At 41.1% G+C, this 13,104-nt stretch carries 11 protein-coding genes; 3 read left to right on the top strand and 8 right to left on the bottom strand.

The features are described 5' to 3' along the window. Positions 1–21: 21 nt before the first annotated feature. On the bottom strand, positions 22–1,446 hold the full coding sequence (locus BA79_RS13990; protein WP_411239013.1) for a SpoVR family protein: 1,425 nt from the start codon (positions 1,444–1,446) through the stop codon (positions 22–24). Positions 1,447–1,513: 67 nt separating this feature from the next. Further along, the gene (locus BA79_RS13985; RefSeq protein ID WP_035703423.1) at positions 1,514–2,713 is read right to left on the bottom strand and encodes a globin domain-containing protein; all 1,200 of its coding nucleotides are present in this window, start codon (positions 2,711–2,713) and stop codon (positions 1,514–1,516) included. A 183-nt stretch (positions 2,714–2,896) separates the two neighbouring features. Here BA79_RS13985 and BA79_RS13980 point away from each other — a divergent pair, with 183 nt between their 5' ends. Continuing rightward, positions 2,897–3,328 (top strand): Rrf2 family transcriptional regulator, encoded by a 432-nt coding sequence (locus BA79_RS13980; protein WP_035392563.1) that lies wholly within the window; start codon positions 2,897–2,899, stop codon positions 3,326–3,328. 160 nt (positions 3,329–3,488) lie between these two features. Continuing rightward, the gene (locus BA79_RS13975) at positions 3,489–4,964 is read left to right on the top strand and encodes a catalase (RefSeq protein ID WP_035703421.1); all 1,476 of its coding nucleotides are present in this window, start codon (positions 3,489–3,491) and stop codon (positions 4,962–4,964) included. A gap of 45 nt (positions 4,965–5,009) precedes the next feature. On the opposite strand, the gene BA79_RS13970 is transcribed toward BA79_RS13975, so the two are convergent. Next, positions 5,010–5,393, bottom strand: coding sequence for a YqzG/YhdC family protein (locus BA79_RS13970; RefSeq protein WP_035703419.1), 384 nt, complete (start codon positions 5,391–5,393; stop codon positions 5,010–5,012). A gap of 128 nt (positions 5,394–5,521) precedes the next feature. On the opposite strand from BA79_RS13970, the gene BA79_RS13965 reads away from it, so the two are divergent. After that, positions 5,522–5,770, top strand: a complete 249-nt coding sequence (locus tag BA79_RS13965; RefSeq protein WP_008349000.1) for a YhdB family protein — start codon at positions 5,522–5,524, stop codon at positions 5,768–5,770. 187 nt (positions 5,771–5,957) lie between these two features. Here the strand turns inward: BA79_RS13965 and BA79_RS13960 are convergent, their stop codons facing one another. The 5 genes from BA79_RS13960 to glpK all read right to left on the bottom strand — a co-directional run bounded on the left by BA79_RS13960 (position 5,958) and on the right by glpK (position 13,089). Beyond that, positions 5,958–6,608, bottom strand: coding sequence for a response regulator (locus BA79_RS13960; RefSeq protein ID WP_035703416.1), 651 nt, complete (start codon positions 6,606–6,608; stop codon positions 5,958–5,960). Next, positions 6,605–7,750 carry a GAF domain-containing sensor histidine kinase gene (locus BA79_RS13955; RefSeq protein WP_035703415.1) on the bottom strand — a complete coding sequence of 382 codons (1,146 nt, stop codon included), beginning with the start codon at positions 7,748–7,750 and terminating at the stop codon, positions 6,605–6,607. The genes BA79_RS13960 and BA79_RS13955 overlap by 4 nt, the downstream gene beginning before the upstream one ends. Positions 7,751–7,901: 151 nt before the next feature. Further along, positions 7,902–9,647 (bottom strand): phospho-sugar mutase, encoded by a 1,746-nt coding sequence (locus BA79_RS13950; RefSeq protein WP_035703413.1) that lies wholly within the window; start codon positions 9,645–9,647, stop codon positions 7,902–7,904. 144 nt (positions 9,648–9,791) lie between these two features. Continuing rightward, positions 9,792–11,453, bottom strand: a complete 1,662-nt coding sequence (glpD, locus tag BA79_RS13945) for a glycerol-3-phosphate dehydrogenase (RefSeq protein WP_035703411.1) — start codon at positions 11,451–11,453, stop codon at positions 9,792–9,794. Positions 11,454–11,592: 139 nt separating this feature from the next. Continuing rightward, the gene (gene glpK, locus BA79_RS13940; protein ID WP_007497075.1) at positions 11,593–13,089 is read right to left on the bottom strand and encodes a glycerol kinase GlpK; all 1,497 of its coding nucleotides are present in this window, start codon (positions 13,087–13,089) and stop codon (positions 11,593–11,595) included. Between the last annotated feature and the right edge of the window lie 15 nt (positions 13,090–13,104).

Here is a 13,104-nt window from a genome sequence, read left to right as displayed (position 1 = left end):
CGTAGACATCTTTTTTGATCATTAAGTGAGATACTTCCTATGAACCCCTTTTCCATCGTATGAAAACATCACTTCTTTTCCTTCAAGAACTGACTCGATATGCACACTTCTTCCCCATAGCTGATACAAATATGGAAGCACCTTTTCTAAGTATTTGAGATCGAGCTCAATGCCTTCATACCAATGTTTAATATAGAGTTCATTGTTTTTTAAATAGTCGCCATCGATGACTGTCAAATACGGAAAGCCGCCATTGACCCTCATGCTGACTAGCTGATCACGGACTGCCTTCCATTCTTTATCAATGACTTTATAGTCTCTCCCCTGCTTTTGAAACAAGTACAAATCTTCCCTCATCACAAGGTCTTTCGTTAAGTAATTTCGAATAAAAGAAATGTCTGATTCAATTTCTCGCACTTCAAACATTTTGCTGCGACCGGACCCTTCCGTCACTCCTGCTTTTTTTAATTCCTCGCATGGATGATCGTAGCGCTCTTCAATATCTTCAAAAATCTTCAGCCCTAAATAGTAAGGATTGATTCCTGTCTTAGATGGCTGCACGACACCTGCATTTAATTTGGCAAATTCAATCGATTCACTTGAATCTAAATCAAGTTCACGCATAATCCGCTGGTGCCAATACGATGCCCAGCCTTCATTCATGATTTTCGTTTCTAGCTGTGGCCAAAAATAGAGCATTTCCTCTCTCAGCATCGTCAGCACATCCCGCTGCCAAGGCTCTAGCTCCCGGGAGTGTGCCTCGATAAAGAGCAAAATATCTTTTTCTGGCTTTGGGGGGAATTGCTTGATCGTTTTCTTTTTCTCACGTGTTTTTGATTCATCCATTCCCCACAAATCATCATATGGCGTTTGACGTTTTGGTTTGTCCTCTTCATATTCATCTTCATCGTCGAGATTCCAGCTTAATTTTGAACGAACAAGCGACGGATCAATATGCTCCTGCAATGCCAATACAGCATCTAAAAAAGACTCGACTTCTTTTGTACCGTGGATATGTTCATATTCTTTAATTCGCTCTGCTGCCGCTGACATACTTTCCACCATATCTCGTTTTGTGTTTTGGAAACGGCAGTTGTTTTTAAAGAAATCGCAGTGTGCCAAGACATGAGCCACAATTAGTTTATTTTGAACAAGCGAATTGTTATCAAGGAGAAAGGCATAGCAAGGATTTGAATTAATCACCAGCTCATAAATTTTGCTTAATCCTAAATCATAATGAAGCTTCATTTTGTGAAATTGCTTTCCAAAGCTCCAGTGGCTAAATCGTGTTGGCATGCCATATGCACCGAATGTATAAATAATCTCCGCGGGACAGATTTCATACCTCATCGGATAAAAATCTAGACCAAATCCTTCTGCAATTTCTGTAATTTCATCAATGGCTCGTTGTAAAAGACGCTTTTCAGATACGCTCAAGGAAACCATCCCTCCTCATCGGACTTATCCCTACTATATGAGCGTACCTAAAAAAACATGATGTTCAGCCAGTTGTTTAGACGACTTCCATTTCTTTCATGGACTGCCCGCCGAACGCTTCAAAATGGATATTCTCTTCTGGGATGTCCATCGCTTTTAGAATAAGGATCATCTCTTGAGTAAATGCTGGAGAACCGCAAACATAAAATTGGCCTTTTCCTTCACCAATGACTGATTGAAGGAAAGGTCGGTCAATCCGCGTAGCCACCTTCTCAACCAGCTCACTCTTTCCACTCTTTTCAAATTGTTCGTTACAAAGGATAATACGCCCCTCTGGAGATGAAGTGAGAACGTGTTCAAACTCTTGTTCGAAAGCGGTTACATCCTCTAGTCTGTCTGCATGAATCATCGTGAATGGCTGATTGTTATGCGACGCTGTTTTCACTAAACCAATCATTGGTGTGACACCAGAACCGGCACTAATCAAATAAACGGGTTCTTTGGTGTCATCTTGCAAGCAGAACATTCCCTGCGGCATACTGACGTGAAGAATATCGCCTTCTCTCATTTCATCATGCAGGAATGTGGAGACATGCCCATCTCGTTTCACGGTGATGCGATAGTAAGATGGGTGATATTGATCTGATAAACTGTATTGTCTGCTGCATACATAGGCTTCACCCGGCATATCTACCTGCACCGTAATGTATTGACCAGCTTCATACATTGGTAGCTCAGATTCATCCTCTGGTACGAAATAAAAGGAAATGAGTGATGGAGATTCTTGTTTCTTTTTCTTCAGAATAAACGGTTTGACATCTGCCCATCCACCCGTTTGTTTCACATTTTCAGCCATCATTTCTGCCTCAATGGTGATGAATATATTCGCAATGATGTCATATGCAGCCTTCCAAGCCAACAATGTGTCATCTTCCTCTGATAACCCAAATACCTCTTTCATTGCTTCAAGAAGGTGATATCCGACGATTGGGTACTGCTCTTTTTTCACCATGACACTGACATGCTTATGGGCAATTTGTTTCACAGTAGGTAACAAGTCTGCCAAGCGATCAATGTGCAGTGCAGCTTGATAGAGTGTTGCGGCAAGCGCCTCTGGCTGGCTTCCATTCATGAGATTTGTTTTATTAAACTGATTGAGTAGCTCTGGATGCTGTCTGATCATATTTTGATAAAAAACTGTCACAAGTTTTGTTCCCTCAGCTTTTAGAAGAGGGGCTGATTGTTTAATGGCATTCATTTGATCTGTGGATAACATCGTTATTCCTTCTTTCAAAAGATGTATTTTAAATACATCTTTATCGTAATGGAAGACAACGTATAAAAGCAATATTTATAATACATGTTTTAAATGTTGTCACATTTAATACATTCTCGAACAGTTTTTGTCTAAAATGTGTTACGATGATACAAAACTCTATTAGGTTTAGAGGTCGTCCAAATGAAACTTACGAATTATACAGATTTCTCATTAAGGGTACTCATTTATTTAGCTTCGAGAGAAAACAATGAACTGTCAAATATTCAGCAGATTGCCGATATTTATGGCATTTCGAAAAATCACCTGACAAAGGTCATTTACCATCTAGGAAAACGTGGTTATGTAGAAACGATCCGCGGAAGAAATGGTGGAATTAGGCTGGGGAAAAGCCCAGAAAGCATTAATATTGGTGAGGTTGTCCGATATACAGAGGATGATTTAGTCATGGTGGAATGCTTTGATCCGAAGAAAAACAGCTGTATTATCTCCCCGATTTGTTCATTAAAGCACGTACTTCATGAAGCACTCACTGCTTATTTAAACGTTCTTGACCAATACACATTAAGTGATTTAACACAAAACAAAGATGCTCTAAGAGAGCTTCTGCTCTAAGGCGAAAGAATTTATTTCTTTCGTCTTTTTCTTTACCTCCTTGTAATAATAATTTATTTAAAATTATTATAAATAAATATTGACTATCATGTTTGATTCAATATAATTAGGGTATATAGATTGCTAGAAACCATTTTTTGTTTACAGGAGGAGAAAAAGAATGACAAATTCTAATCATAAAAATTTGACAACGAATCAAGGCGTGCCAGTTGGCGATAATCAAAACTCAAGAACTGCTGGTCACAGAGGGCCTTCATTCCTTGATGATTACCATTTGATTGAAAAACTTGCACACTTTGACCGTGAACGTATTCCAGAGCGTGTTGTTCATGCAAGAGGCGCCGGCGCTTATGGTGTGTTTGAAGTAGAAAATAGCATGGAGAAACATACAAGAGCAGCCTTCTTAAGTGAAGAAGGAAAACAAACAGATGTTTTTGTCCGTTTCTCAACGGTTATTCACCCTAAAGGTTCACCTGAAACATTACGTGACCCTCGTGGTTTCGCTGTCAAATTTTATACAGAAGAAGGCAACTATGATCTAGTTGGGAACAACTTGCCGATCTTCTTCATTCGTGATGCACTCAAATTCCCTGACATGGTTCACTCTCTCAAGCCAGATCCTGTAACCAACATTCAAGATCCTGACCGTTATTGGGATTTTATGACGTTAACACCTGAATCCACTCACATGCTCACATGGCTCTTCTCTGACGAAGGTATTCCTGCGAACTACGCTGAAATGCGCGGTTCTGGTGTTCATACGTTTAGATGGGTAAACAAATACGGAGAAACAAAATATGTGAAATACCACTGGAGACCATCAGAAGGCATTCGCAATTTATCGATGGAAGAAGCTGCAGAAATCCAAGCAAACGACTTCCAGCATGCGACAAGAGACTTGTATGATCGTATTGAAAAAGGAAATTATCCAGCATGGGATCTTTACGTTCAGCTTATGCCGCTCAGTGATTATGATGAACTAGATTATGATCCATGTGATCCGACGAAGACGTGGAGCGAGGAAGATTATCCGCTGCAAAAAGTGGGCCGCATGACACTGAACCGCAATCCAGAAAATTTCTTTGCTGAAACAGAGCAATCTGCTTTCACGCCAAGTGCCCTAGTACCAGGAATTGAAGCATCTGAAGACAAACTGCTTCAAGGCCGACTGTTCTCTTATCCTGACACGCAGCGTCACCGCCTAGGTGCAAACTACATGCGCATCCCAGTGAACTGTCCTTATGCGCCTGTTCACAATAACCAACAAGATGGCTTTATGACAACAACTCGTCCAAGCGGTCATATTAACTATGAACCAAACCGTTATGACGATCAGCCAAAAGAAAACCCTCACTACAAAGAAAGTGAACCGGTTCTTCACGGTGACCGTATGGTGAGACAAAAAATCGAAAAACCAAACGATTTCAAACAAGCTGGAGAAAAATATCGAAGCTACTCTGAAGAAGAGAAACAAGCATTGATCAAAAACTTGACAGCTGACTTGAAAGACGTAAATGAAAAAACGAAATTACTTGCGATCTGTAACTTCTATCGTGCAGATGAAGATTACGGACAGCGTTTAGCGGATTCACTCGGTGTGGATATTCGCTCATATCTTCAAGGAAGCATGAAATAAATCTTCTTTTCAGCTGGAGCACCTCTTTTTAAAAGAGGTGCTTTTTTATAGCCGAAATACGTTAATACTAATCAAATGACCCGTCACTGGATGAAAATAAATTTCTGCATGTGCTGCAAATCGTGTGGAGCCTTCCTTCACGGTCACGCGAAACACATCTTTTGTTTGATCTTCATTCACTTGTGTACGTCCAATGTAATGATAATCGTTTAAAGCGGCGCCTTCATATTCATCTTGCAAGGCAGTATACGCAAGTCTTTCCCAATTCTCTGCCGGCTGCACGGCTGCTTGTAAAGATGGATGAACCATGAGACTGCCGAATAAAACAATTCCTGCTGCAAAAAGCATCCATAATTTCGGGTGCATAATATCAATATTCTCACTTTCATGTCTATTTTGTTTAGGTTTTGCTGGTTGGTTCTTTTTCATACATCAAGCATTTATTCAGCCTATAATTCCCGGTACCCAGTTTATGCAGACACCAACTTTTCCCCTGAAAAAGTCGACCTGATCCGAGCAAACTAATGAGGACTTCTCAAGGGAAAGGAGAAGGTTTAATGAATGTGGCAGATTATGATAAGGCACTTTATTATACGCATCGCTCGCAATGGGATAATTTACTTATTCTTATGGTCCGTACGCAAGATGATTTGCTCTCGAAACGTATTGAGCATTTCTTACATGCGTATCAATTTAACCGGAACGATGCAGATGTTGAAAAATGTTTATATGGACTCCTGCAGTATATCGACCATGCTTCAGAGGCTGCCGTTGCTGAAGCATATGCTGAACCGATGTACACATAAAGGAAAAGGCTGATTTTCTGCCTTTCAGATTGTTGACATAGGGCTAGAATGAACTTTATTTTAGCTCTTTGTTTTCTTTTCAGCCTTTTACTAACCGCATTTCATAAAAAAGAAAAGACTTCATGAGAAATACTCATGAAGTCTTTTGGAATGTCCACCATTCATATAGACTGTATATGCTCTTCTTTTACAACAGCTCTTTCGGCTGATTTTTTTGATAATCTACCGCATATAGAGCGGCCTGAGTTCGATCTGCCAGCTCTAACTTTGATAACACATGAGACACGTGAGTTTTCACAGTCTTTTCAGAAATAAAAAGCGACGAGGCGATTTCTTTGTTACTTTTCCCTTTTGCGATTTCAAATAAGACATCACGTTCTCTATTGGTCAGTTCGTTCATCAATGTCCATTTCTGCTCTTTAGGTTCAGTTAGATGCTGAATGAGAAACGTCGTAATATGACCGTCTAATTGATACGTACCATTTTGCACCTCAATCATTGTCGTGAGAAGCTTTTCAGGTGCTACATCTTTGAGCTGATAAGCCTTCGCTCCCGCTTGAATAGCAGGGATGACATAGTCCTTATCTGCATAGCTTGTCAGGATGACAATGCGGACTTCCGGCATGTCGAGTGTCATTTGCTTTGTTGCCTCAATTCCATTCATCACAGGCATAGAAAGGTCCATCAAGACAATATCAGGATTCGTTTGCCTGACTACCTGCAGTGCCTCTTCCCCATTGGATGCCTCACCGACGATGTCTACATCTGGCTGGGTTTGCAAGAAAAAGACCAGCCCTTTTCTGACAATATGATGATCATCTGCAATGACTACCCTCATGACAATCCCTTCCTTTCTTGAGAAAATGGGACTTTCACATGAATTGTGGTTCCCTTACCTAGCTCAGAATTGATACAAAATGTACCTCCTGCTTTTCGAATACGTTTAGCCATTCCTTTCAAGCCAAGTGAAGGAAGACTCATTTGTTCATCGTACTGAAATCCTTTTCCCTGATCGATGATTTTCATACCAAACGTATCTCCTGATTGCTCCAGTTTGACCTCTACTTTCTCAACACCCGCATGCTTTTGGCAATTATTTAGAGCTTCTTGGCATACGCGAAATAAGGTCTCGTGCTTTGAATGATCTATTTCCATACAGCCTGATAAAGACAATGAACAATTTAGACCTAAAAGCTGTGCATACTCTTCAATCGCTGTCGTAAATCCTTTTTCAAGTCCTTTTGGTCTTAACTGCCATATGAGTGAGCGCATTTCAATGAGGGCATCTTGTGATAAATGCTGAATAAAATCAATCATTTCACCTAATTTTTGATCACTTGTCATTTGACGCGCTGCCTTTGCAGTCAAACTCACGGAAAACAGCATTTGATTCACAGAATCATGTAAATCCTGCGCAAGCCGGTTTCGTTCTTCTAGCAGTGCATGCTGCTGCTCATTTTGCACAAGTTTCATACGCTGAATAGCCGTACCAATTTGCAGTGCAATACTTTCAAGCAGATTCAGCTCCTCCTGTGTAAATGTGACCTTCCCTTTTGCCGCCACATTTAATAAGCCAAACGTACGCTTACATGCTTGGAGAGGAACGGTTGCATGATGGGTAATTCCTTCTGTATCTCCAAGCTTTTGCTCAATCGCCGTTTCAATCCGTTTACAATTGATGATATTGGTCGCTGATTGCAGTGAGCCTTTTGTGTAGCGGTTGATGCAATAGCAATCGTTTTGACACATCAATTGCTTTCGATCCTTTGCCAGTGCTTCAGGTAAGCATACTTCTGCCATTAGTTCATACGATCCGTCTTCTTCTATAAAATAAATCCATGCTGTTTGAAAGCCTGTCACTTCCATAAGCATATGAAGCACTTCATGAAGCGTTTCCTTCATTTCCATCCCTTCATTTAGCTTTTCAGCAATTTCTTTTAACGTTTTTAATGTTTTGACTTTTTCTTGGTAATCTCCCATCGTGTGTACCCCCGGCTTTTACTGCCTCTCTGATCAATATGTTGATTATACCATGAGCATCTGTGCGGCTCTTTCTCAAAAAGGATGATTTTTTCTCATCCTTTTGACTGAGAAAAAGCCATCATGCATGACATGATGGCTTTGTGATGTTTTATTTAGCTGTTTCTTCCACAATGTCATAGACGACTTTCATGACTTCTTCTGATAAGTGTTTCAGCTTTTCTTCGCTGTCAGTTAACGATGTGCCTTTGACTGCAATATAAAATTTGACTTTAGGCTCCGTACCAGAAGGTCGTAAACAAAACCATGAGCCATCTTCAAGGAAATATTTCAGGACGTTTGATGCCGGCAGATGAATCGTTTCTTCTTTCTTTTCAGCCACAAGGTGCCTTTGACTTGATTGATAATCCTCAATGACCGTAATGCGCTGACCGGCGATAGAAGCTGGCGGGTTTGATCTAAAGGTATGAAGAATAGCAGAAATCTGCTCTGCTCCTACTTTCCCCTTTAAGGTTAATGACTTTAACCCTTCTCTATAAAATCCAAATTCCTTAAAAATATCAACAAGCGCATCGTATAATGACTTGCCTTGTTTCTTATAAAAGGCTGCGACCTCAACTGCTAATAGCGCCGCTTGAACTGCATCTTTATCTCGTGCAAAATCACCGATCAAATAGCCGTAGCTTTCTTCATAGCCAAATTGAAACGTGTATTCTCCGCTTTCTTCAAACTGCTTGATTTTTTCTCCGATAAATTTAAAGCCAGTGAGCGTATCAATCGTGTCAGCTCCAAATGCTGAGGCAACAGCACGCCCAAGCTCACTTGTCACAATCGTTTTCATCACAACGGGGCGAGGCGGTAGCTGACCTAGTTTTTGTTTTTCAGATAATAAATAATGAAGTAGTAAGGCGCCTGTTTGGTTGCCGGTCAAAACGGTAAATTCACCATCATGATTTTTCACAGCGATACCTAATCGATCTGCATCTGGATCTGTCGCAATCAACATATCAGCATTTTGCTTTTTGCCAAGCTTGATGGCGTATTCAAAAGCGGCATGCTCCTCTGGATTTGGAGATGTGACCGTCGAGAATTGCGGATCTGGTTTTTCCTGTTCAGGTACAACCGTCACATGCTCATAACCAAAGGCCTGAAGTCCGTTTCGGACAGGTTTATTCGCCGTCCCATGAAGCGGGGTAAACACCACTTTGACATCGACTTCTTTTGCAAGCTCAGGGTGCACACGAATGGTTTTTAATTTTTCCATATACGCTTGATCGATTTCTCCACCAATCATACGGATCAAACCATTTTGCTTCAATACTTGTTCTGATTCCACTGAAATGGCTAATTCATTTTCGATGGCATCTACTTCTTTAATGACTTGATCTGCTTCAAATGGGGGCATTTGGCCTCCATCTTCTCCATATACTTTATAGCCATTATATTCCGGCGGATTGTGACTTGCTGTCACAACAATCCCTGCAAAGGCATTCAGTTCTCGAACTGCAAAAGAGAGTTCTGGTGTCGGACGCAGTTCATCAAATACGTATGTTTGAATGCCATGTGAAGCAAGTGTTTTGGCCGCTTCCATCGCAAATTCAGGAGATTTATGGCGTGAATCATAGGCAATGGCGACGCCTCTTTTTTTTGCATCCTCTCCATGTGCTGCAATATACGCAGCAAGACCAGCGGATGCTTTTCGAACAGTGTAAACATTCATTCGGTTCGTTCCAGCACCAATTTCTCCGCGCATTCCTCCAGTACCAAACTCAAGGTTTTTGTAGAAACAGTCTTCAAGTGCTTGATGATCATCTTGATGTGCCTCCAGCCATTCCCTCAGTTCAGTATCCAGGTGCTTCTCATTGATCCAACGCTCATAATTCGTATTCCAACTCATGGTCGTCCTCCCAGCTCTTATCATCAATAAAATAACATCTACTGTTATTTTATATGGAATTATCCTTCATGTCATGTTATATCATGAACATATGAAAAAACGATGAACAAAATAAAAAAAGCCGATACACGATCGGCTTTTTACTTATTCAGCATCAAGCGGTACGACTGCTTCATGGAATAGTCGGTCTAATTCAGTTTGATGTTTCTGTTTTGTCTCTTCATCCCAGCCAAAACGATCTGCCATATAGTCAACAACAGGCTGTGCATACGTTTTTGCCCAATTGATATTAAATAATAGGCTGCCTGTTCTTCTCAAGAAGAAATCGACAGGTGTTACAGCCAATTCTTCTTCGATCGCATAGACAAGTTCAGCCAACACATATGCGGGAATGTTTCGTTTGTCTGCTTCCCCTTGAAGCTGCTCTACACGCTTGAAGACATTGCTGACGTTTGAGCCATATTTCTCAGCTAATTTTTGTGCAATCGGTTCTGTCAAACCAACGGATGCTCCTTCTGCCGTTTTCGCTTGAACAAAGGATGCCATATTTTTCGAACCGCCTACATGCCCACCTGAAATTGGCATATGTTTCGTTTTACATGGTCCGAAATCTTTTCCAGTTTCCTCTTTAAGTCCATCACGTACAAGATTCACAATGTGTTCAGCCATTTTACGGTAACCTGTTAATTTACCGCCGGCAATCGTGATTAAGCCTGAAGATGATGTCCATACCTCATCTTTACGAGAAATTTCTGAAGGATCTTTCCCTTCTTCATGAATGAGTGGACGAAGACCAGCCCAGTTAGATTCAACGTCTTTCTCTGTAATGTTAAGATCTGGGAACATATATTGAATGGCTTTGATCACATAATCACGATCTGCTTTTGTCATACGCGGATGTTCCAGCTGTTTTTTGTAAACGGTATCTGTTGTTCCCACGTACGTTTTTCCTTCTCTTGGAATGGCAAAGACCATTCGTTTATCAGGCGTGTCAAAATAGATTGCTTGTTTTAATGGGAAAACAGATTGATCAAATACTAAGTGAATTCCTTTTGTATGCTGTAAATGTTTCCCCTCTTTTGAGTGATCCTTGTCTCTTAGCTGATCGACCCATGGACCTGTCGCATTGACGATTTTTTTCGCATATACATCGTATGTTTTCTGTGTTGTGACATCTTCAATGACAACACCGACAACTTTGCCTTTATCATAAATAAATTCTTTTACTTTCGCATAGTTGACCGCTTCTGCCCCAAATTTCACAGCCTCTTTCATGACTTCAATTGTCAGGCGTGCATCATCTGTACGGTATTCAACATAGTAGCCCCCGCCTTTTAAGCCATCCTTTTTCACAAGCGGTTCTTTTGCAAGTGTTTCTTTCGCATTTAGCATACTTCTGCGTTCACTATGCTTAACGCCAGCTAAAAAGTCATATACTCTAAGTCCAATTGAAGTTGAAAACTTACCGAATGTCCCGCCTTTATGCATCGGAAGAAGCATCCATTCTGGCGTTGTCACATGAGGACCGTTTTCGTATACGATGGCACGCTCTTTACCGACCTCTGCGACCATTTTCACTTCAAATTGTTTTAAATAACGAAGTCCGCCGTGTACAAGTTTCGTTGAGCGGCTAGACGTACCTGCTGCGAAATCCTGCATTTCCGCAAGACCGACACGCATTCCGCGTGAAGCCGCATCAAGTGCCGTACCTGCGCCTGTAATACCCCCACCAATGATAAACACATCATATGGTTTTTTTGTCATGTCCTGAAGCATTTGTTCTCTTTCTAAGCTAGAAAAAGTCATCTCTTGTTCCTCCCATGTTGTACGGTAAAGAAAAAGAGACCGCAAACACCCAAAGCGTATTTCTACACTTCGGTGCTTGCGGTCTCTCCAGTTCTCCAACCGTTCTATTAACTTACTTGAAGTATACCATACTTTTTGTTTATTTGAAAGCTTGAGCTGCTTTTACAGCCTTTTTCCACCCGCTGTATAACGAGTCACGGCTGTCTTCTTCCATTTTAGGTTCAAAGCGCTTGTCAAGGTTCCATTGTTTTGCAATGTCTGAACGGTCGTTCCAGAAGCCAACTGCTATTCCCGCAAGATAGGCCGCACCGAGTGCCGTCGTTTCATTAATTTCTGGACGTTCTACTGGTACATCGAGCAAATCACTTTGGAAGCCCATTAAGAAATCATTCTTTACAGCCCCGCCATCGACGCGCAATGTTTTAAGTGAGATGTTTGAATCTTTTTCCATCGCATCTAAAACATCTTTCGTTTGATAAGCAAGTGATTCTAACGTTGCACGAACAAAGTGCTCTTTAGAAGTGCCGCGTGTTAAACCGAATACAGCGCCTCGGACATCACTATCCCAATATGGTGTGCCTAAACCAACGAATGCTGGTACGACATATACGCCGTCTGTTGACTCAACGCGCTCAGCATAAGCTTCACTGTCTTTTGAGTCTTTAAACATTCTAAGTCCATCACGCAGCCACTGGATCGCTGAGCCAGCAACGAAAATACTTCCTTCTAAAGCATATTCAACTTTGCCGTCAATGCCCCATGCAATCGTCGTTAACAATCCATGATCCGACTTAATTGCTTTTTCCCCTGTATTCATCAACATGAAACATCCTGTACCATATGTGTTCTTCGCCATTCCTTCTTCAAAGCAAGCCTGGCCGAATAACGCAGACTGCTGATCTCCTGCCGCTCCTGCAATCGGAATATTTTTACCGAAGAAGTGATAGTCTGTTGTTTCACCATAAATGTGTGATGATGGTTTGACGTCTGGCAGCATGGAAGCTGGAACACCTAAGATATCAAGTAGTTCTTCATCCCATTTCAGATCGTAAATATTGAACATTAACGTTCTTGATGCATTTGAATAATCTGTCACGTGTGATTGCCCGCCAGTCATTTTCCAAATGAGCCATGTATCAATTGTGCCAAACAGCAAGTCACCATTTTCTGCTTTCTCACGAGCACCTTCGACATTGTCTAAAATCCATTTCACTTTAGTACCTGAGAAATAAGCATCAATGAGTAGACCCGTTTTATTTCTAAACGTTTCATCGTGTCCTTGCGCTTTTAGCTCATCACATATACCCGATGTTTGTCGTGACTGCCAAACAATTGCATTGTAAACAGGTGCGCCTGTATGTTTATCCCAAACAACAGCTGTCTCACGCTGGTTCGTAATTCCGATACCGGCGATTTGATCTGCTTCAATTCCTGATTCGATTAAAGCAGTTGAAATAACTGATAGAACAGAGCTCCAAATTTCATTTGCATTGTGTTCTACCCAGCCTGGGTTCGGAAAATATTGATTGAATTCCTTCTGAGCTGTATGTGCAATTTTACCTTCTTGATCAAATAAGATCGCTCTTGAGCTTGTTGTCCCTTGATCTAATGCGAGAATATATTTTTCTTTTGCCATGGTGTTTTCCTCCCC

The sequence above is a fragment of the Bacillus altitudinis 41KF2b genome (genome assembly GCF_000691145.1).
Classification (GTDB): Bacteria; Bacillota; Bacilli; order Bacillales; family Bacillaceae; genus Bacillus; species Bacillus altitudinis.
This window is presented reverse-complemented; position numbering and strand designations above follow the sequence as displayed.

What these genes read in the sequence shown, in the direction of transcription:
- BA79_RS13955 (WP_035703415.1), bottom strand. Translation starts at nt 7,750, where the DNA reads ATGGGAGATTACCAAGAAAAAGTCAAAACATTAAAAACGTTAAAAGAA.
- BA79_RS13975 (WP_035703421.1), top strand. Translation starts at nt 3,489, where the DNA reads ATGACAAATTCTAATCATAAAAATTTGACAACGAATCAAGGCGTGCCA.
- BA79_RS13950 (WP_035703413.1), bottom strand. Translation starts at nt 9,647, where the DNA reads ATGAGTTGGAATACGAATTATGAGCGTTGGATCAATGAGAAGCACCTG.
- BA79_RS13965 (WP_008349000.1), top strand. Translation starts at nt 5,522, where the DNA reads ATGAATGTGGCAGATTATGATAAGGCACTTTATTATACGCATCGCTCG.
- BA79_RS13985 (WP_035703423.1), bottom strand. Translation starts at nt 2,713, where the DNA reads ATGTTATCCACAGATCAAATGAATGCCATTAAACAATCAGCCCCTCTT.
- BA79_RS13990 (WP_411239013.1), bottom strand. Translation starts at nt 1,446, where the DNA reads ATGGTTTCCTTGAGCGTATCTGAAAAGCGTCTTTTACAACGAGCCATT.
- glpD (WP_035703411.1), bottom strand. Translation starts at nt 11,453, where the DNA reads ATGACTTTTTCTAGCTTAGAAAGAGAACAAATGCTTCAGGACATGACA.
- BA79_RS13980 (WP_035392563.1), top strand. Translation starts at nt 2,897, where the DNA reads ATGAAACTTACGAATTATACAGATTTCTCATTAAGGGTACTCATTTAT.
- glpK (WP_007497075.1), bottom strand. Translation starts at nt 13,089, where the DNA reads ATGGCAAAAGAAAAATATATTCTCGCATTAGATCAAGGGACAACAAGC.
- BA79_RS13960 (WP_035703416.1), bottom strand. Translation starts at nt 6,608, where the DNA reads ATGAGGGTAGTCATTGCAGATGATCATCATATTGTCAGAAAAGGGCTG.
- BA79_RS13970 (WP_035703419.1), bottom strand. Translation starts at nt 5,393, where the DNA reads ATGAAAAAGAACCAACCAGCAAAACCTAAACAAAATAGACATGAAAGT.